At 71.2% G+C, this 19,089-nt stretch carries 18 protein-coding genes; 8 read left to right on the top strand and 10 right to left on the bottom strand.

The window, feature by feature from the left end:
• Positions 1–8: 8 nt before the first annotated feature.
• Together V4Y03_RS30160 and V4Y03_RS30155 are read left to right on the top strand one after the other, a co-directional pair.
• Positions 9–1,463, top strand: a complete 1,455-nt coding sequence (locus V4Y03_RS30160) for a purine-cytosine permease family protein (RefSeq protein WP_332436999.1) — start codon at positions 9–11, stop codon at positions 1,461–1,463.
• Positions 1,464–1,644: 181 nt separating this feature from the next.
• Complete coding sequence (locus V4Y03_RS30155; RefSeq protein ID WP_332436998.1) at positions 1,645–2,769, top strand: agmatine deiminase family protein; 1,125 nt, start codon at positions 1,645–1,647, stop codon at positions 2,767–2,769.
• A 60-nt stretch (positions 2,770–2,829) separates the two neighbouring features.
• On the opposite strand, the gene V4Y03_RS30150 is transcribed toward V4Y03_RS30155, so the two are convergent.
• The 7 genes from V4Y03_RS30150 to V4Y03_RS30120 form a co-directional block, all read right to left on the bottom strand.
• Entirely contained in the window at positions 2,830–3,060 is a 231-nt protein-coding gene (locus V4Y03_RS30150) for a hypothetical protein (protein ID WP_332436997.1), read from the bottom strand.
• 97 nt (positions 3,061–3,157) lie between these two features.
• Positions 3,158–3,814: a TetR/AcrR family transcriptional regulator gene (locus tag V4Y03_RS30145; RefSeq protein WP_332436996.1), complete on the bottom strand. Its 657-nt coding sequence runs from the start codon at positions 3,812–3,814 to the stop codon at positions 3,158–3,160.
• A 25-nt stretch (positions 3,815–3,839) separates the two neighbouring features.
• On the bottom strand, positions 3,840–5,288 hold the full coding sequence (locus V4Y03_RS30140) for an MFS transporter (protein WP_332436995.1): 1,449 nt from the start codon (positions 5,286–5,288) through the stop codon (positions 3,840–3,842).
• A gap of 439 nt (positions 5,289–5,727) precedes the next feature.
• Positions 5,728–6,282 (bottom strand): IS630 family transposase, encoded by a 555-nt coding sequence (locus V4Y03_RS30135; RefSeq protein ID WP_332436994.1) that lies wholly within the window; start codon positions 6,280–6,282, stop codon positions 5,728–5,730.
• Positions 6,283–6,700: 418 nt separating this feature from the next.
• A complete protein-coding gene (locus V4Y03_RS30130; protein WP_332436993.1) occupies positions 6,701–7,456 on the bottom strand; it encodes a tyrosine-type recombinase/integrase in 756 nt (251 codons plus the stop codon).
• A 410-nt stretch (positions 7,457–7,866) separates the two neighbouring features.
• Positions 7,867–9,036, bottom strand: coding sequence for a sensor histidine kinase (locus V4Y03_RS30125; RefSeq protein WP_332436992.1), 1,170 nt, complete (start codon positions 9,034–9,036; stop codon positions 7,867–7,869).
• The gene (locus tag V4Y03_RS30120; RefSeq protein ID WP_332436991.1) at positions 9,033–9,689 is read right to left on the bottom strand and encodes a response regulator transcription factor; all 657 of its coding nucleotides are present in this window, start codon (positions 9,687–9,689) and stop codon (positions 9,033–9,035) included. Before V4Y03_RS30120 ends, V4Y03_RS30125 begins: the two co-directional genes overlap by 4 nt.
• A 213-nt stretch (positions 9,690–9,902) precedes the next feature.
• Between V4Y03_RS30120 and V4Y03_RS30115 the strand changes: the two genes are divergently transcribed.
• The 4 genes from V4Y03_RS30115 to V4Y03_RS30100 are packed head-to-tail and all read left to right on the top strand — an operon-like array spanning position 9,903 to position 13,574.
• Positions 9,903–10,430, top strand: coding sequence for a hypothetical protein (locus V4Y03_RS30115; RefSeq protein WP_332436990.1), 528 nt, complete (start codon positions 9,903–9,905; stop codon positions 10,428–10,430).
• A gap of 2 nt (positions 10,431–10,432) precedes the next feature.
• Entirely contained in the window at positions 10,433–11,647 is a 1,215-nt protein-coding gene (locus V4Y03_RS30110) for a peptidoglycan-binding domain-containing protein (protein WP_332436989.1), read from the top strand.
• The gene (locus V4Y03_RS30105) at positions 11,644–12,372 is read left to right on the top strand and encodes an ABC transporter ATP-binding protein (protein WP_332436988.1); all 729 of its coding nucleotides are present in this window, start codon (positions 11,644–11,646) and stop codon (positions 12,370–12,372) included. The genes V4Y03_RS30110 and V4Y03_RS30105 overlap by 4 nt, the downstream gene beginning before the upstream one ends.
• Complete coding sequence (locus V4Y03_RS30100; protein ID WP_317876357.1) at positions 12,369–13,574, top strand: ABC transporter permease; 1,206 nt, start codon at positions 12,369–12,371, stop codon at positions 13,572–13,574. The genes V4Y03_RS30105 and V4Y03_RS30100 overlap by 4 nt, the downstream gene beginning before the upstream one ends.
• Positions 13,575–13,797: 223 nt before the next feature.
• On the opposite strand, the gene V4Y03_RS30095 is transcribed toward V4Y03_RS30100, so the two are convergent.
• Complete coding sequence (locus V4Y03_RS30095) at positions 13,798–14,079, bottom strand: hypothetical protein (RefSeq protein ID WP_317876358.1); 282 nt, start codon at positions 14,077–14,079, stop codon at positions 13,798–13,800.
• A gap of 283 nt (positions 14,080–14,362) precedes the next feature.
• Positions 14,363–15,535, bottom strand: a complete 1,173-nt coding sequence (locus tag V4Y03_RS30090) for a cytochrome P450 (protein ID WP_332436987.1) — start codon at positions 15,533–15,535, stop codon at positions 14,363–14,365.
• Between the two features lie 256 nt (positions 15,536–15,791).
• Between V4Y03_RS30090 and V4Y03_RS30085 the strand changes: the two genes are divergently transcribed.
• Together V4Y03_RS30085 and V4Y03_RS30080 are read left to right on the top strand one after the other, a co-directional pair.
• On the top strand, positions 15,792–17,081 hold the full coding sequence (locus V4Y03_RS30085; protein WP_332436986.1) for a cytochrome P450 family protein: 1,290 nt from the start codon (positions 15,792–15,794) through the stop codon (positions 17,079–17,081).
• 32 nt (positions 17,082–17,113) lie between these two features.
• Positions 17,114–17,881 carry a class I SAM-dependent methyltransferase gene (locus tag V4Y03_RS30080; protein ID WP_332436985.1) on the top strand — a complete coding sequence of 256 codons (768 nt, stop codon included), beginning with the start codon at positions 17,114–17,116 and terminating at the stop codon, positions 17,879–17,881.
• A gap of 209 nt (positions 17,882–18,090) precedes the next feature.
• Here the strand turns inward: V4Y03_RS30080 and opcA are convergent, their stop codons facing one another.
• A complete protein-coding gene (gene opcA / locus V4Y03_RS30075) occupies positions 18,091–19,002 on the bottom strand; it encodes a glucose-6-phosphate dehydrogenase assembly protein OpcA (protein WP_332436984.1) in 912 nt (303 codons plus the stop codon).
• Positions 19,003–19,089: the final 87 nt, after the last annotated feature.

The raw sequence follows: 19,089 nt of genomic DNA, 5'->3' as shown, positions 1-19,089 counted from the left end.
GGACCCCCGTGACCCCCACTGAACCCACCAGAACCGCGACCGACCACGCGCCGCCGCCCGCTTCTCCCGACGCGGCGCACATCGAGACCCGCGGCATCGACTACATCCCCGACCACGAGCGCCACGGCCGCCCCCGCGACCTGCTCTTCGTCTGGGCCGCAGCCAACGTGAACTACCTGTCCGTCGTCCTGGGCGGCACCCTGGTCCTCCTCGGGCTCAACACCTGGCAGGCTCTGCTCGTGGTCGTCCTGGGCAACCTGTTCTGGGCGTTCAACGGCATCCTCGCCATCAGCGGACCGGTCGCCGGCACCCCCTCCAGCGTCCAGACCCGCGCCATCTTCGGCATCCGCGGCAACCGCGTATCAACGGTGATCACGAACTGGTCGGTGTGCGTGGCGTACGAGGCCATCAACCTCGCCATGGGCGCACTCGCCAGCTTCGCGCTCCTCGACCAACTCGGCTTCGCGGTCAACACCGCGACCCGGTGGGCCGTCGTCCTGGTCCTGGCGATCCTCACCATCGTGGTCAGCGTCTACGGCCACTCCCTCATCCTGCGCCTGAGCCCGGCGTTCACCTGGATGCTGACCATCACCCTGACCGTGCTCGCCGGCTTCGTCGTCGCCCACGCCGAGCCCGGACGGCAGCCCGAGGGCGCCCCGCACGGCGGCGGCCTGCTCGCGATGGCGCTGCTCGGCTTCGCCATCATCGCTTCCAACCCGCTGTCCTGGGGCACCGGCGCCGACTACGCCCGCTACCTGCCCGCCGACTCCTCACCGCGCGCGGTGGCCGGATGGACCGCTCTGGGCGGGTTCGTCCCCTCGGTCCTGCTGGGCGCAGTCGGCGTGCTCGCCGGCACCGCCGTCGACATGACCGACCCCCAGGTCTCCCTGGAAGAGATCGTGCCGGGCTGGTTCTACCCGCTGTTCCTGCTCGCGATCGTCATCGGCTCGGTCGCCGGCAACATCCTCACCATGTACAGCTCCGGCCTCGCCCTGCAGGCTGTCGGTCTGCCGATCAAGCAGTGGGCCGCCGTCCTGCTCGACGGCGTCGCCGGCGTCGCCATCACCGCGTACGCCCTGTTCGTCACCGACTTCATCGACGCCCTCAGCCAGATCCTCGAAATCACCGTCGCCGTCCTCGGCCCCGGCCTGGCCATCAGCGTCACGGACCTCATCCTGCGCCGCAACCGCTACCGCGGTCCCGGACTGCACGACGAAACCCCCACCAGCGCCTACTGGTACCACGGGGGCGTCAACATGGCCGGCATCACCGCGCAGATCCTCGGCACCGCCGCCGCGCTGCTGTGCATCAACTCCACGAACTTCCAGGGACCCCTCGCCGATGCACTCGGAGGAGCGGACCTGTCCGCACTGGTCGGCCCAGTCATCGGCGCAGGACTGTACGCGGTGCTGTTCAAGCGGCTGTACCCGGCCCAACTCGCCACGGCCCGAGCCGACGCGTGACCCCGCGCGGGGACCGAGCCGGCGACCGGTCCCGGTCCACGTCGTCCCGGCGGGCCGGACGAACAGGCACGAAGCACACGTACGAAACACACCTGACCCGGCACTCCCCCGGCAGGAGCGAGTCCGGGATGGGCCGCAGAGCACGCGCATCATGTCCACACTTCGAAAGAGGATTGATCAGATGCCAACACCAGCGATGTCCAGGCGCAGCTTCGGCGCCGCCGCCCTGATGGCTGCATCGACTGCCGCACTCGGCGGCCGGGCGGCCGCCGCGACCGACACGGCGTCCGTCACGCAACGCTACGCAGTGCCGGGCGAGTTCGAACCGCACGCCGGCACCATCATGGCCTGGCCGCACGAGACCGGCGGCGCCGGCTGGAGCGGACACATGCTCGAGGCCCAGGCCGAAATAGCCGGACTCGCCAGGGCGATCGCCAGATTCGAACGCGTCATCATGGTCGCCCACCCAGGTACGGCCAGCGACGCCCGAACACAGTGCGGCCCGACCGTCGAGGTCACCGAATACGACGTCTGGGACTGCTGGACCCGGGACAACGGCCCGGTCTTCACCGTCAACACCTCACGCACCGCCATGATCGGGCTCGACTTCGTCTTCAACGGGTGGGGCAACAAGTACTCATACGGCAACGACGACAACCTGCCCACCGGCGCCTGCGACTACCTGGGCGTCCCCCGTAAGCCGATCGACATGGTGCTGGAAGGCGGCTCGGTCATCCAGGACGGGCAAGGCACCCTCATCGTCACCGAGGAATGCCTGCTCAACCCCAACCGCAACCCCACCATGAGCAAGGCCCGGATCGAGAGCACCCTGCTCGACGCGTACGGAGCACAGAAGGTGATCTGGCTCCCCTACGGCCTCGACGGGGACTACGACACCGACGGACACGTCGACCTGTGCGCCTCGTACGTCGGACCGGCCAAGCTGCTGATCCTCACGCAGCCCGGCACCGGCAGCCCGAACGAGCAACGCATGGCGGCCAACAAGGCGGTGCTCCAGACAAGCACGGACGCCCGCGGCCGCAGATTCGAACTCACCGAGATCCACGCCCAGCCCCGATGGTTCGACTCGGGCCGGAACGTCGTCGTCTTCAGCTACACCAACCACTACCCCGTCAACGGCGGAGTGATCGTCCCGCTCGCCGGGGTGCCCGAGGACAGCACGGCCCTGAGCGTCATCGGAAGTCTGTACCCGGGCCGCGAGGTGGTGGGCGTATCGGCCCGCACCCTCGCCTGGAACGGCGGCCAGCTGCACTGCGTCACCCAGCAGATCCCGCGAATCGGCTGACAGAAACTCGACTCCCGCCCACCCGACCAGCACCAGCACGAGTGCTGGTCGGGTGAGGGGTTAGCCCATGCCGGCGCTTTCGCCGGCGGATTCCTGTACTGGGCGCCCGTCCGCCGCGAACCACAGTTCCGCGGTGCTGACCGTGAACCTCGGCGTGCTGCGGGTGGCCGTCGAGCCGATCACGATCGTGGTCGCGTTCTTGGTCGGACACCGGCGCACCGACGCCCAAAGCCGGGCACCCGCACCGGTCTCTGCGCTGATGTTCGGTGTACTGATGCTCGTCGCCTTCACCGCGATCCTGCGGTGCGACCCCTGGTCGCAGTCGGATCAACTGATCGTTTCAGAATGGGATGCGGGACGCGTTGAGGTCACCCGGTGTGGTGCCGCATCACTCCGCGAGGCGCTTGGGCGTGTTGGCGCGGATCAGGGTGTCGTCGGTCGCGGGGTGGCCCAGGGGTTCGGTGGCCGGGCGGAAGCCGGCAAGGACGATGGCGAGGTGGCGGCGCCAGACGTCGGGGGTGCGGCCCTCGGTGTCGTCGATCAGGACGCGCAGCGCGAGGAGACTGGCGTACACGTCGCTGAGGGTGATCTCTTCGCGGACCTCGCCGGCGTCCTTGGCGCGGGTGAGGAGTGTGTCGAGGAGGGAGAGGAGTTCGGCGCGGCGTTCGTCGGCCTCGGGCGGGATGGCCGCCCACAGGCGGGTGAGCCAGCCGTGGTGGGCGGCCAGCACCCTGCCTGTGTCCCACAGGGCCCGTTCCAGGGCCCGGTCGGCGGGCGGCTGTGCGGCGGCGCGGCGGACGCAGGCGAGGATCGAGTCGAGGATCTCGTCGCTGAGTGCGGCGAGCAGGTCGTCCTTGGTGGGGAAGCGGCGGTAGAGCGTGCCCATGCCGACGCCGGCGCGGGCCGCGATCACCTCGACGCCCGCGTCGGGGCCGAGTTCGGCGAAGACCTCCCACGCGGCCCGCAGCAGCCGCTCCCGGTTCTGTGCCGCGTCGCGGCGCATGGTCCTGGGCTGTTTCGGTGCGGGCCGGTGGGGTGTGGTCATGCGGGGGTCGGGTCCTTGCGCTCGGTCACCGGCTGGCCATGACGTGCCGGGGCGATCCCACGCTCTGGTCACTCCGGTCACTCCGGCCGCGCTTGACCGCCGGGATGGCGAAGGCCGCGGCGGCGGCGAGCACGGCACTGCCGGTCAAGAACCAGAAGGTGTCGGTGTAACCGGAGTCCTGGGGGAACGGGTGGGCGGCCGTGACCCCGGAGGACAGGATACTGGCCGCCATCGCGCTGCCGATGGCGCCGCCGATGGTGCGGATGTTGGCGTTCATGCCGCTGGCCACGCCGGTCTGGGCCACCGGGACGGCCTCGACGACGATGCCGGACATGGCGGAGAAGGCGAGGCCGAGACCGACGCCGATCAGGGCGGAAGCGGTGTAGATCTGCCAGGCGTGGTCGTGGGCGGCGAGCAGCATCGCGAACGGGGCGATGGTGATCAGGCTGCCGGTGATCAGCACGCGCTTGGAGCCGAAGCGGGCGGCCAGAGGCCCTGCCAGCACGCCGAGGACGAACATGCCGCCAGTCATCGGCAACATGTAGAGACCGGACTGGGTCACGCTCGCGGTGAAGCCGTAGCCGGCGAGGTGCTCGGGCGTCTGGACCAGCTGAGGCAGGAAGGTCATCGAGGTGTACATACCGATACCGAGGAGCAGCGCGACCAGGTTGGCGGTCCACACGGCCGGGATGCGCATCATGGCCATGTCGATCAGCGGAGCCTTCGAGCGCGCCTCGACCAGGAACCAGTAGCCGAAGAAGAACACCGCGGCCGCGAACAGCCCTGCGATCCGCAGCGAGCCCCAGCCCCAGCTCGACCCCTTGCTGACGCCCAGCAGGAGGGCCACCAGCCAGATGGAGAGCAGCAGCGCGGCACCCCAGTTGATCGGCCCCGGAGTGCGCACGGGCGACTCGGGGACGAACAGGTAGGTCGCGATGGTCGCGACGACGATGAGGATCAGCGGCGCCCAGAACAGCCAGTGGTAGTCCAGGTGGTCCACGATCGGCCCGGCCAGGATCAGCCCGAGTCCGGCGCCGACGGCGGTCAGCGCGGCCGTGACGCCGACGGCGCCGCGGACCTTCTCGGCGGGGAATTCGTCACGGATGATGCCGAAGGCCAGCGGCACAACGGCGCCGCCCATGCCCTGGATCACGCGCGCGACGATCATCGGGCCGATGGAGTCCGAGGAGCCGGCCAGCGCCGTTCCGGCGGCGACGGCGACGAGCGTGGCGATCAGCATCCGCTCCTTGCCCGCCTTGTCGCCGATCCGGCCCAGGATCGGGGTGGCCACGGAGGCGGACAGCAGGTAGCCGGTCATCAGCCAGGTCGCGGTGTCCTGGGTGGTGTGCAGGTGCGCCATCAGGGTCGGCAGGACCGGGACCACCAGCGATTGCTGCAGTGAGAACGCGCCGACACCGAGCAGCAGCACGGCGAAGGTCAGGTTGTAGTGGGGGCGGGTGTTCGTTCTGGGCATGGGTGCGGGCTCCAGCGGAAAACAACGTAAGCGGAGATTAAGTTCCGCATGCGAGGCTAACAGAAGCGGAGAATGGACTCCGCATATCTGCTCCGCCCGGCCCGGCGCAGCTCCGCACACGGGCAACGTGACGACGCGGCCCCGCGCGGCCAGGGCCCCAGCTGGTCGGGCGAGAGCGCCGGGAGCCTCGCCCGGAGCCGAACCGGTGCCGTGAAATCTGCAGCGCGGCAGGACCGAGCACAGCCTGATGTCCTGCGGCTCCATCAGGTCGACCATCCATGGGCCGCCGTGGCGGGCCTGCCGCCGCCGGGCGTCCGGGAGTGGATGTGGTCGTTGGTCCGGCCGTGGAGTACCGGAGCAGCGGCGATCCCACGGACGCGCAGCGGGCGCGCCTTCGGCCGCATCTACCGGTGTCGCCTCTTGTGCTGCACCGGACCGCCTAGTGATCCGGTTCGGAGATCCTGTCGCAGTAGCGGCAGATGCGGTCGAGGATCTGGTCGGCTGTCTCGGTCCACTTGAAGGGCAGGACATCGTCGTTCCCGACCTTGATCCACTCTTCGAGTGCGGTCTTGAGGTCGTCGAGTGAGCAGAGCACCCCGCGCGCGAAGCAGCGTCGTTCCAGCTCGGCGAACCACCGCTCGACCTGGTTGATCCACGACGAGCAGGTCGGGGTGAAGTGGAGCCGGACCCGGGGGTGCGCGAGCAGCCACTTGTGCACCACGGGAGCCTTGTGGGCGGAGAGGTTGTCGCGGATCACGTGGACGGCCAGGTGGTTGTCGGCCTGGCGGTCGATCTCGTCGAGGAAGTCACGGAAGTCCACGGCCCGATGCTGAGCGGACAGCTTCGTGATCACCTTGCCGGTTGCGGTGTTCAGGGCAGCGAACAGGTCGACGGTGCCGTGCCGGACGTAGTCGAAGCTGCGGCGCTCGGGAACTCGTGTCGCGTCCGGCCATCCCGCCGCGGCAGACCACGAGGCCGTATCGCTCCCGCACACCCCGGCACCCCGCTCACCGCAGTCCGAGCCGAGAAAGGCTCCCTCGGCGACAGCGGCACCGCCAGTCGTGTACCGCGGGAAGTGCGGGACCGGGGACCCATCCGGAGCACCCGCGCGGTTCTTCCCGGCCGGATGGCTCTGTCATAGCCACCGACCGTAGGAGAGCTGGCAGTGCAGCGGCGGACCAACCCGAGCTGCGGCGACCCCCGGCTGATGGCTCGTCCAGTACCGATCACTTCCAGAACCTCCCGCCTCGCCCCGGCCCGCCCCGCCCGACGACCCCCGGACCAAGATCCGGACCATTTCCGGACCAGCCCTCGCCAACGGGCCACGCAAACTGCCCTTTCCCAGGTCAGCGTGGGTTCTGCTGCTGTACCACCAGCAGACGAAGAACCTGTTGCTCCCCGAAGCGGCGCAATCAGGCTGCTTCCCAGAGGCCGGCGTCGAGGATCCGAGCGGCCTTGGTGATACTCCCCGGCATCAGATGCCGATAGGTCCGGTACGTCTCTTCGATGGACTTGTGCCCCATCCATTCCGCCACGTCGGTCATGGGGATCGCCTTCCCGAGAGCGTTCGAGGCGAAGTAATGCCGAAAGCCGTACATCCCCACCCCTTCCTCCGCCGGAAGGTTCGCAAAGAGCTTCTTCACACGGCGCCGCTCCATGCCTTCCGTGAAATAGCCGCCCGGGCCACGCAGCAGGTAGCCGTCCTTCGTGGTGCCGCGTCTTTCCTCGTAGCGCTCGATCGCCTCCCGGACCGACCGGGGCAGTGGCACCTCTCGGAACTCCGCCACTTTGCGATGCTTCAGCTTCGCCGACTTCAGCGTGTTGGAATGGATCTGCTCACGCACTCGGTAGACATCCTGCGCCACGACATTGTTGATGTTCACCGCCCGCGCCTCGCCGTTTCGCAGGCCGCATCCCGCCATCATGGCAATCTCCAGCGCGAGGTCCTCGTCGGCGATGAGCAGCGCCCTTTTCACATAGGCGAGAGACGGGATGGCCACCTTCTCCCGGACGTACTCCGGTTCCTGGACCCCCTTCACCGGGTCGTCCGCCATGGCCCCCTTGGCATAGGCATCTCGCAGGATGGTCTTGAGGGCGCGGAATATGTTCACCTGGTTCCCTCGGCCGACCCCGTCGCTCTCCATCTCGTCCAGGAAGCGCTCGACCACGATCGGTGTGACCGAGTTCAGCTTGCGTGATCCGAGGCGGGGGACGATGTGCGCGTTGATCGAGCTGTCGGGCCATGTGACGCACCATCCGTTCCAGCGCCGAGATCCATGCACCGGCGCCGCACTGCGGTCGAAGGTCAGTAAGCGGAGACACGACTGGGACTCGTGCTGACCTTTTGCTGACCCGAGGGGGGCACATGATGCCCCTGACCTGCGGCGACGCCGAATAGCTAAATCTTCGACTTGAACAGCGTACGCAGCATCGAAATACTCCTGGAACTAGGCCCCCTGCCTGCGTTTCGCAGGTCAAGGGCGGTTCTCCTGCCACCGCAAGCGTACTCAGCACTCGCCCGTGGGAATCCGTGATCAGCGTCACCCCGACGGACGGGCGACAGGAGCCCCGGACGCCGTCAGCCGCGGCGGGGCACTTCGACTCGGACGGTGAGGCCTCCGCCGGGGCGGGGGTGGGCGGTGACCTGGCCCTGGTGGGTCAGGGTGATCGCGCGGGCGACGGCCAGTCCCAGTCCGGAGCCCTCGCCGCGGCACTCCGGGCCGCGTTGGAACGGTTCGAACAGTGCGGGGACCTCGTGCGGGTCGAGGACCGGGCCGGTGTTGGTGACCTCGATGAAGGCGCGGCCGTTCGTGGTGCCGGTGGTCACCGTCGCCGTGCCGTCGGGGTGGTTGTGGCGCACCGCGTTGGTCAGCAGGTTGAGGGCGATCTGCCGGAGCAGCGAGGGGTCGCCCGCGACCGGGGCCGGCCGCAGGTCGGCGGAGACGCGGGTGCCCGACGCCCGCGCCTCGTCGGCCACGTCCGCCAGGGCTTCCGCGGCGGCGTCGGCGAGGTCGGCCGGCCGCGGCGTCAGCTCTTCGTTCTCGCCCCGCGCCAGGGTCAGCAGCGCCGCGATCAGGCGTTCGGTGCGGGCATTGGCCTCCAGGGCCCGCTCGATGGAGGGTCTCAGATCGGCCGGGACCCGGCCCTGGGCGAGCGGAATCTCCAGGGCGGTGCGCTGAACGGTGAGCGGAGTGCGCAGTTCGTGCGAGGCGTGGGCGGTGAAGCGGCGCTGGGCGGTGAAGCTGCGGTCCAGGCGGCCGACCATGGCGTCGAAGGTGTCGGCGAGTTCGCGGACCTCGTCGTTCGGGCCGGTCAGGGCGAGCCGTTCGTCCAGGGTGCTGCCGGTGCTGATCCGCCGGGCCGCCGCGGTGACCTGGCTGAGGCGGTGCAGCGAGCGGCGGCTCGCCCACCAGGCGAGCAGGGCGGCGAGTGTGGTGAAGACGGCGAGCAGCAGCAGGGACCGGAGCAGCAGGTCGCTGAGGACGGCGTCCTGGAAGTTGGCGAAGCTCTCGGCGGGGGTGGCGGTCGCGGCGGGCAGGGAGGAGCCCGGCGGGAATCCGGTGGGACTCGGCGACGCCTGGGCGGGAACGGTCAGCTCGCTCTCGGATACGACGAGACCGCGGTTGGACTCCATGAGGTCACGGGAGCTCAGCCAGTTCAGCAGGAGCAGCCCGCAGCCGAGTACCGCGAACAGTGATGTGGTCACCAGGGTCAGCCGGCCGCGCAGGGGCAGCCTGGAGGGGATCACAGCCGGTACCCGTAGCCCGGGTCGTGGGTGATCAGCGGTGGGTCGCCGAGTTTGCGGCGCAGGGAGTGCACCGTCACCCGTACGGCGGTGGTGGCCGGGTCCAGCGCCGCGTCCCACAGGCTGTCCCGCAGCTGCTCGGTGCCGATCGGGGCGCCGTCCGCGGCCAGCAGCAGTTCCAGGACCGCGAGTTCCCTGGGGGTGAGCTTCAGTGGCCGGCCGTCGCGTTCGGCGGCCCGGCGCACGGTGTCGAGACTGACGCCGCGCCTGCTGAGCACGGTGGCTCCGCTGCCGGCGGGGGCACGGCGGCCCAGAGCGCGCAGCCGGGCGATCAGTTCCAGATACGAGAAGGGTTTGGCCATGTAGTCGTCGGCGCCCTGCCCCAGTCCGTCGACCAGATCGGCAAGAGTGCCGGCGGCGGTGAGCATCAGGATCCTGGCCGGGTAGCCCGCGGTGTTCAGGGCCCGGCAGACGGCGTCCCCGCTCAGTTTCGGCAGGTCCCGGTCCAGGAGCAGGATGTCGTACGCGGCGGCGGCCGTCATTTCGAGTGCGCGGGCACCGTCGTGGGCGATGTCGCAGGCCATGCCCTCCGCGCGCAGACCGTCGGCGAGCATCGTCGCCAGCTCCGCCTCGTCCTCGACGATGAGTACCCGCATTCCGTTCCACTCCGCTCGACCGCGTCCTGCGCCGCTGTGCCCTTGGCCCCTGTGACCCTGCCCGACCCGCGTACGGTCCTGCCGTCCTGGGCCAGGCCAAGGATGCCCCGGCGGGTGTGAGCCAGCGGTTAAACACACTCTCACGGATGGCTAACCCGGCAGTCCGTAGAACTGCTGGAGTCGAAACCGGCCTCCAGCAGGGAGAAGCAGAAGATGCGCACCAGGATCGTACGGACAGCACTGGCGGCGGCCGCCGTGGCGGCGGCACTGGCGGTGAGCGGCTGCTCCTCACCGTCCTCGGCGCCCGATGTGGCGGGGGGCGACGGTGCGGGACGGAACAAGCCGCAGGACGACAACGCGGTGCGGCAGGCCTGGGTGAACTGCATGCACCAGCAGGGGCAGAACAGCGTCGAGCAGGACAAGGACGGCAACATCACCTTCCCCGCCACAAGCGTCGACGGTCCCGCCGGAGCCGACGGCCTCGACGCGGCGACGAAGCTCTGCGATGCGAAGGTTCCCGGCATCCACCAGGCCACCCAGAAGAACAACGAGAAGTTCATCGAGCAAGCTCGTGCCTTCGTCGCGTGCGCGCGGAAGAACGGATACGCGGACATTCCCGACCCCGACCCCAAGACCGGGATACTCAAGTTCACCCCGGCCTCGTTCAACGCCGCCCGGTGGGAAGCCATGCAACCTGCCTGCGGCAAGCTGCCGATGCCCGGCTACTCGATCGGTGAGTGATCATGAGCCGCCCTGCCGAGACCACGGCCGCCGAGACCGCAGCCGCCAATACCACGGCCGCCGAGACCGCAGCCGCTGAGACCACCACGGCCGCCGGGACCACCACCCCCGCCGCCGGCTCGCCCGCACCCGCGCGGCGCGGGCGCCGCAGGATCGTCATACCGCTCGCCCTTGTCGTCGTGCTCGGCGGCTCGGGCGTGCTCGCCGCCACGCGCCCTTGGGAGCGCCCCGACTCCCCCACCGCGCAGCAGGCGGTCGACCACGCCACCGCCCCCGTACAGCAGGGCTCGCTGTCCAGCGGCATCCAGGTCGGCGGTGCCCTCGCCTACGACGGTCCCACCCCCATCGTCGCCGCCGGGCGTGGGACCCTCACCGCGCTGCCCGCCGTCGGCGCGGTCGTCAAGGCCGGTGCGGAGCTGTACGAGGTGGACGGCCGGCCCGTCGTGCTGTTCACCGGTGACCGGCCGATGTGGCGCGACCTCGGCCCCGGCGTCACCGACGGCCAGGACGTCGAGCAGCTCAAGCGGAACCTGATCGACCTCGGCCACGCCGACGGGCTGGGCCTGGCGGTGGACCAGAAGTTCACCTCCGGCACGGCCACCGCCGTCAAGCGCTGGCAGAAGGCCCTCGGTGAGAAGCAGACCGGGACGGTCGCGCTCGGCAGGGTCGTCGTGCTGCCGCGGCCGGCCGTACGGATCCATCATCTGGGCGCGCAGCTCGGCTCGCCTCTCGGGGGCACCGCGCTGATGACCGTGACCGGCGCCAAGCTGGTCGCCGTCGTGCAGCCCGCCGACAACCAGCTCTCCCAGTTCAAGCCCAACGGCCGGGTCACGGTGAAGCTGACCGACGGCTCCACCGTCGACGGCCGCATCCGGTCGCTGGTCCGAGCCGGCTCCGACGGCGGCGGGGACAACGGCCAGGAGGGCGGGGGCGGTGCGGAAAAGACCACCGTGACCATCGCTCTCGACAGCCAGCGGAAGGCCGCGCAGGCCGGGCCGTCCTCCGTGACCGTCACCGTCGTCGGCAACACCGTCAGCGACGCGCTCATCGTCCCCGTCACCGCGCTGCTCGCCCTGGACGGCGGCGGCTACGGCGTCCAGGTCGCCGACGGCTCCGCCATCCGGCTCGTCAGGGTCCAGCTGGGACTGGTCGCCGACGCCAAGGCGCAGATCACCGGGGATGTCCGGGCGGGCGACCAGGTGGTGATCCCGAAGTGACGCTTCCCCGGCCGGGCGGCAAGGCCCCGGTACTGGAACTCGTCGGCGTGACCAAGGAGTACCCGGGCTCACCGCCGTTGCGCGTCCTGCACGGCATCGACCTCACCGTCGAGGCGGGCGAACTCCTCGCCGTGGTCGGCCCCTCCGGCTCCGGCAAGTCCACCCTCCTCGCCCTGCTCGGCTCCCTCGACCGGCCGACGGCGGGACAGCTGCGCTTCGAAGGACGCGACCTCGCCGCCGTCTCCGACCCCGAGCTGGCCGCCCTGCGCGCCCACCGGATCGGCTTCGTCTTCCAGCAGTTCTTCCTGCTGTCCGGTCTCACCACGGTCGAGAACGTCGCCACCGGCCTCCTCTACAGCGGTGCCCCCGCCGCGCAGCGCCGAGCCCGCGCCGTCGAGGCCCTGCACGAGGTGGGCCTCGGACACCGGCTGGACCACCACCCCGACCAGCTCTCCGGCGGCGAGAAACAGCGGGTCGCCATCGCCCGCGCGCTCGTCGCCCGCCCCGCGCTGCTGCTCGCGGACGAACCCACCGGCGCCCTGGACAGCGTCTCCGGCGCCGGCGCCGTCGACCTGTTGCGGACCCTGAACGCCGACGGCACCACGGTCGTCGTCATCACCCACGACCGCGAACTGGCCGCTTCCTTCCCCCGGCGCATCGGTATCCACGACGGCCGCATCGACTTCGACGAGCAGGGCCAGAAGCCCGCAGGAGCCGTCCGATGACCCCTCGCAAGACCCCCGGTGCGCGCCGTACCCGGCTGCGCCCCATGGACATGCTGCGCCTTGGCATGATCGGGCCGCGCACGCGCCGGATGCGCTCCGCCCTGTCCGCGCTCGGCGTCTCCCTGGGCATCGCCGCCGTCATCGCCGTGACCGGGATATCCGCCTCCAACCAGGCGCACCTGCTGGAGCGTCTGGACCAGCTCGGCTCCAACCTGCTCACCGTCGCCCCCGGCAACGGCAGCGACCAGAAGCCGGTGCCGCTGCCGCCCACAGCAGAGAAGATGCTCGCCAACATCGCCCCCGTACAGCAGGTCACGGCCACCGGCGCCACCAAGGCGCAGGTCTACCGAAACGACCTCGTCCCCGTCCAGCAGACCGGCAGCCTCACCGTCCTGGCGGCCCGGCTCAACCTGCTCGACGTTCTGCACGCGACCCTGAGCAGCGGGCGCTGGCTGGACCGGGCCGGGGAGCACCTCCCGGTCACCGTGCTGGGCGACCAGGCCGCGCTGCGGCTCGGCGTGACCGCGCCGGGCGAGCGGGTCTGGCTGGGCGGCCAGTGGTTCGCCGTCATCGGAATCCTGGCCCCCAACGAGCTCGCGCCCGAGCTGGGCACCGCCGCGCTCGTCGGCTGGCCCAAGGCCACCGCCGACCTCGGCTCGGACGGCACCGCCGCCATGGTCTACCTCAGGGCCCACTCCGAACGCGTTCCCGCCGTACAGGCCGTGGCCGGAGCCACCGCGGACCCCGCCCACCCGAGCACGGTCGCCGTCAGCCGCCCCTCGGACCTGTACACGGCGCGCGCCGAGACCAAGGACTCCCTCACCGGACTGGTCCTCGCCCTCGCCGCGGTCGCCCTGCTCGTGGGCGGCGTCGGCATCGCGAACACCATGGTGGTGGGCGTGATGGAGCGCCGCGGCGAGGTCGGACTCCGCCGCGCGCTCGGCGCCCGTAGCGGCCAGATCGCCGTCCAGTTCCTGATCGAGGCCGTGCTGTTGGGCTTCATCGGAGGGGTCGGCGGACTGCTGGTGGGCGGCCTCACCGTCTACGGCTACGCCTTCGCGCAGGGCTGGCCGGCCGCCGTCCCGCTGTACACGGTCGTCGCCGGACCCCTGGTGTCGGTCCTGGTGGCCGCCGTCGCCGGCATCTACCCGGCCCTGCGCGCGGCCGGAGTGTCCCCGACGGACGCCCTGCGCTCGGCCTGACGCCCGCGGGACCCCGGCGCCGGGGTCCCGCTCGGCATGACGGCACCTGCTCCAGACACCCCTGCCATCAGGCCGCGCCGGGCGGCTTCACCTGCCCGGCGCGGCCCCTGCGTGCCCGGCCGTCGTCCTGGTCTCCCTCCGCCCGGCGCGGCCCCGCGTCCCCACCGTCGTCCCGGCCTCCTCACCAGGGGTCAGCAGGTGGAGGCACGGCAGCGGCGCGGGTTCATTCGCCCGTGACGTCCAGGAGGCGGCGGGTGCGGGTGCTCGCGCCGGCGAGGGCGAGGGGGATGCCGAGGCTCGTGCACATGCGGTGGGCGCGGGCCAGGGCGCTGAGGGTGGCGGGGGTGGGGTCCGCGCTGGGGACGGCCAGGACCACCCGGGTGGGCCGGTGGGCCTGTACGAGGGCCTGGATCTGGAGTGCGGCGGCGGCCCGGTTGGTGACGTCCAGGTCGCGGTGGAGGGTCACGTGCAGGACGTGGTGACGCAGGGTGTGGCTGATGAGCATGGTGTCCCTCCGCGCAGGACGACGAAGGCCCACGGCTGGATACGGTGTGGGCGGTTCGTCCGAGGATGTCACGGGGACCGACCCGGCGACGCTCTCGTGACGCGGACGACGCGAAGTGTCCGGATGGAGGGCCTTCGGTCGTGGGGTTCACCGGGCCCTGTGAAGGGGCCGGAGCCCGGTCGTGCAGCCGACTCGGGCTCCGGCGGGTGCACGTGTGCCGTGCACCGGCGCGTCGTCCCGCCTCACGGGCGGGCGCGCGCTCAGTGTTTTCAGTGCCAGTACTTCATGGTGTGACCTCCTCCCCCGTATGGGGGCGCAGCGTGACCTCGAAGCGGTCGAGACCGCGAAGGGTCAGATTGCGCCGGTGTTCGGGTTCCGCGACCGCCCGTGCGTAGGGGTGGTCCGTGGCCAGGGTCCCGAGGACCGATCCGGTGAGCCGGATCGCCATGGACGCGCCCAGACAGGCATGGGCCCCGCGGCCGAACCCGAGGTGCGGGTTCGGGGCGCGGTCGAGTCGCAGCTCTGTGGGGTGGCCGAAACGGAGCGGGTCATGGTTGGCCGCGCCGAGGAAGAGCGTGACCGGATCACCCGCCTTCATCGTGACGCCACCCAGTTCGGTGTCGGTGACGCAGACCCGGGCATCGGCCTGGACGGGTGCGTCGTACCGAATGAGTTCGTCGACGGCCGTCGACGGGCTCGCCCGGAACGCGGCGAGCGCGCCGGGGGTGGTGAGGAGGGCCACCGCCGCGTTGCCGAGGAGCCGGGAGGCCGATTCGTAGCCGGCGTGGAGGACGGCGCGCAGACTGTTGCGAAGAACCGTTTCTGCGACACCACTGTCCGCCGCGTGTTCGGCGACATGGGCGATGAGGCCCTCGTTGGGCGGAGCTTCGAGCCACCCGCCCGCGTACTCCGCGAGCCGGGCCCGCGCGAGGACGGCCGGCTCGTGCTTCTCCGGCCAGAGCCCGGCGTCCATGCCGTCCACGACGGTACGGGACATGGGCACGAACCAGTCGAGGTCGGGCGCCGGTACGCCGAGGAAGGCGGTCACGAAACGGAGGGCGACGGGCTCGGCCAGCTCCCCGACGAAGTCGAACGAGGGACGCTCGGCCAGCTCGGCGAGGAGTTCGGCGATCCACCGGTCGAGATCCTCGTGGAGCGCCCGGCGATCCTGGGCCCGGAAGCCGTCGAGCAGGAGGTGCCGGATGGCCGTGTGCTCCGGCGGGTCGAGGGTCTGGACGCTCAGCAGCGGGGCCGGGATGTCCTCGCCGGCACGGCGCCAGTCGGAGGCGAAACGGTTGCTGTCGGTGAGCACGGCGAGGCAGTCGGCGTGCCGGGTCAGCACCCAGGAACCGAGCAATTCGTGCCAGAAGACCGGGGCGGTCTCCCGCATCCGGGCGTACGCCGGGTAGGGGTTCCGCAGGATCGACGGACGGGCCAGATCCAGAATCGGGTCCACGGCTGCCGCTTGCTCCACGAAACGTCTCCCCCTGCGCATAGGGCCTGGTTGAGGCCTTGGCTGCTTCCAAGTTGAGCGGTGTCGAGACGCCGTGCCACCGGTGGGTGGAGGGTCTCTCCGGTACGTCACCGACGGTTCGCCGGTCCTTCGCCGTACATCATCCGAGCCGAGCGCCGGTGACGCTACCACGCAACTGGGGTGGCTGGTATGACTACCTGCCAGAGATCTTTCACAAAGCGTCGGGGAGTTACGGAAGATGACCGGTCAAGACCAGGCAATCGTTCACGATGTCCCGGTAAACGTCGCCCAACAGCCCAACCCCTACCCGCTCTTCGAGCGCATCCGCGAGCACGGAGTCGTCCAGCGCGTACGGCTGAATCCCACCCTTGAAGTCTGGATGGTCACCGGCTACGACGAGGCCGTGGCGGCCCTCACCGACCCCCGGCTCAGCAGTAGTCCCGTCGGGGTCAACGGACTTGAGGAGGAGATGGCCCATCAGGAGCGCACCAACGTCCTGATGGCCAGCATGCTCGTCGCCAACGGCGAGGACCACACCCGGCTGCGCACCCTCGCCTCGAAGGCCTTCACCGCCCGCCGGGTCGAGCAGCTCGCGCCCCGCGTCCAGGCCCACACCGACGCCCTGCTCGACGCGGTCGCGGCACGCGGAACCGCCGACCTGGTCTCCGAGTTCGCCCTGCCGCTACCGATGGCGGTGCTCAGTGAACTCATCGGCATCCCGGCGGAGGGACAGCCCGACTTCGCCCGGCTCGCCGTCGGCCTCATCATGCCGCCCAACACACCGGAGCGGCTCGCCAAGGGCGCTCAGGCCCGCGCCGAACTCACCGAGTTCTTCGAGCCGTTGATCGCGCAGCGCAAGGCCGACCCCAAGGACGACCTGCTGAGCGCGCTGTGCGCGGCACAGGCCGAGGCGCGGATCAGCGACCGCGAGCTGACGGCCATGACCATCCTGCTCACGCTCGCCGGCCACGAGACGACGGCGAGCCTCATCGCCAACGGCGTCCACGCCCTCCTCCGCCATCCCGACCAGTTCGCCGCCCTCCGCGACGACCCCTCGCTGCTGCCCGGCGCGATCGAGGAACTCCTGCGCTACGAGGGCCCGGTGAGCCGCGGTGTCGCCCGGTTCACCGTCGACGCGTACGAGATCGGCGGGGTCACCGTCCCGCCGGGCGAGATGATCATCATCGGGCTCGCAGCGGCCAACCGCGATCCCGCCCGCTACGACCGTGCCGACATTCTCGACGTGGCACGCCGCGAGGTTCCGCAACAGCTCGCTTTCGGCCACGGTGTGCATTTCTGCCTGGGCGCTCCGCTCGCGCGGGCCGAGGCCAGGATCGCCATCGGCACGCTGCTGCGCCGCTTCCCCGACCTCCGCCTGGCCGACCCGGACGCGGACCTGAGCCGGCGCGAGGGCATCCTGCGCGGCATGGCGACGCTGCCCGTGGCCTTCACCCCGCACACCCCCGGCACTCCTGGCACCCCCGGCACCCCCGGCACCGTCGGCGCTTCCGACGCCTCCGGGGCCTGAGCCGCGGCGCGGACGAGGGAAAGGACACTGGGATGGGACCGACCTCCGAGGTCGCGGAGTTCGACGAGATCGCCCCGGGTTACGACGCCTCGCGCGGCGGTACGGCACGGGCGGCCGGTTTCGCCGAGATGCTCGCGCCGCTGCTCGACCCGGCCCGCCCGGTGCTCGACATCGGCGTGGGCACCGGCATCGTCGCGGCCGAACTGACCGCGCGCGGACACTCGGTGCACGGGCTCGACCTCTCCCCCGGCATGCTCGCCCTGGCGCGGGCGCGGCTGGGGTCGCGGGTGGCGGTGGCCGACGCCTGCCGCCTCCCGGTGCGGACCGGGTCGGTGAGCCAGGCGGTGTCCACCTGGCTGCTGCACGCCGGGCCCGACCACGGGCGGGTCTTCGACGAGGTCGCCCGGGTGCTGCGGCCCGGTGGCCGCTATCTGGTGATCCCGGCCGGGGGCACCCGCCCCACGGACGACATCGGTCTCGTCGTCGGGGCCCTGGAGGAGCGGCTGGACCCGGACCGGACCCGCCAGGACGGCCCGTGGACGCTGGCCCCGATCGCCGAGGCCCGGGGCCTGGTCTACCGGGGCAGGGCGTCCGAACGGCCCATGGCCTTCCGGCTGTCGCCCCGTGACATGGCGCGCTCCCTGTCGGGCGGCCTGTTCACCGGTGCGTGGGCGGTCAGGGGTGCGCAGGCCGGCCGGCTCGTGGAAGAGACGCGGGAGCGCCTTCTCGCGCTCCCGGACCCGGACGTGGAGCGGGTCCGGGAGATGGCGGACTACGTCATGGTGTTCGCCAAGCCCTGAGGAGGTCCGGGCGCCTGGGCCGCGCAGGGGGTACGTCGGGCCCGGCCGGTGTGACGGGTCGTGACGGGCGCGTCGGGCACGGGCGGGTGAGGACCGGTCGGTGAGGGCGGGTGAGTGAGGACCGGTCGGTGAGAACCGGCGCGGGTGAGAACCGGCGCCTCAAGACACCCGTCCGGCGCCGCCGGGTGACGCGGCCCCGGCGGAGCCCGTCAGGCCCGCCCGCGCAGGGCGGCCTCGTAGGCCTCGTCGGGGTCGAGGCGACGCAGTTCCTCGGCGATCAGCTCGGCCGTGGTCCGGACCTTCAGGGCGAGGACCCGGCCGGGCTGACCGGGAATCGTGAGCCGGGCCACCGGCCCCTCGGGCCGGTCGATGCGGATCTCGCCGTCCGCGGTGCCCATGCGGACGGCCGTGACGACGGGGCCGTCGGTGACGACGCGGTCGACGGTGACGCCGAGCCGGACCTCGAACCAGCGGGCGAGGAGTTCGGCGCTGGGGTTCTCCGCCTCGCTCTCGACGACCGCGGAGGTCACGGTCAGCGGCGCCTGGTCGAGCGCGGCGGCCAGCATCGAGCGCCAGGGGGTGAGCCGGGTCCAGGCGAGGTCCGTGTCGCCGGGGGCGTACGAGACGGCGCGGCTCTCCAGTGCGGCGAGCGGGTCCTCCACCGCGTACATGTCGGTGATCCGTCGCTGGGCGAGCGAGCCGAGGGGGTCGACGGACGGCACCTCGGGGGCGTCGACGGGCCACCAGACGACGACGGGCGCGTCCGGCAGGAGCAGCGGCAGGACGACGGAGTCGGCGCGGGCGCCGAGTTCGCCGTACAGCCGGAGCAGGACCGTCTCCCCCGATCCGGCGTCGGTGCCGAGGCGGACCTCGGCGTCGAGCCGGGTCTCGTGCCGCTCGCGCGGCGTGCGGGCGTGCCGCTTGATGACCACGAGGGTGCGGGAGGGGTGTTCCCGGGAGGCGTCGTTGGCGGCCTTGACCGCGTCGTAGGCGTTCTCCTCGTCCGTGACGACGACGAGCGTGAGCACGGCCCCGACGGCGGGGGTGCCGACGGCCCTGCGGCCTTGCAGAATCGCCTTGTTGATCTTGCTGGAATCGGTGTCCGTCAGATCGATCTTCATGCGCGGCAGCCGTCCCTTCCTCTGCGGCGAGCCTAACCCTCGCCATCTGCCGACGCGTGCGGGACCCCCGCCACGGGGGGCGACGGG

This window comes from Streptomyces sp. P9-A4 (assembly GCF_036634195.1).
Lineage (GTDB): Bacteria > Actinomycetota > Actinomycetes > Streptomycetales > Streptomycetaceae > Streptomyces.
Note: the sequence above shows the minus strand (reverse complement) of the source record. Positions and strands in the feature narration are given on the sequence as shown.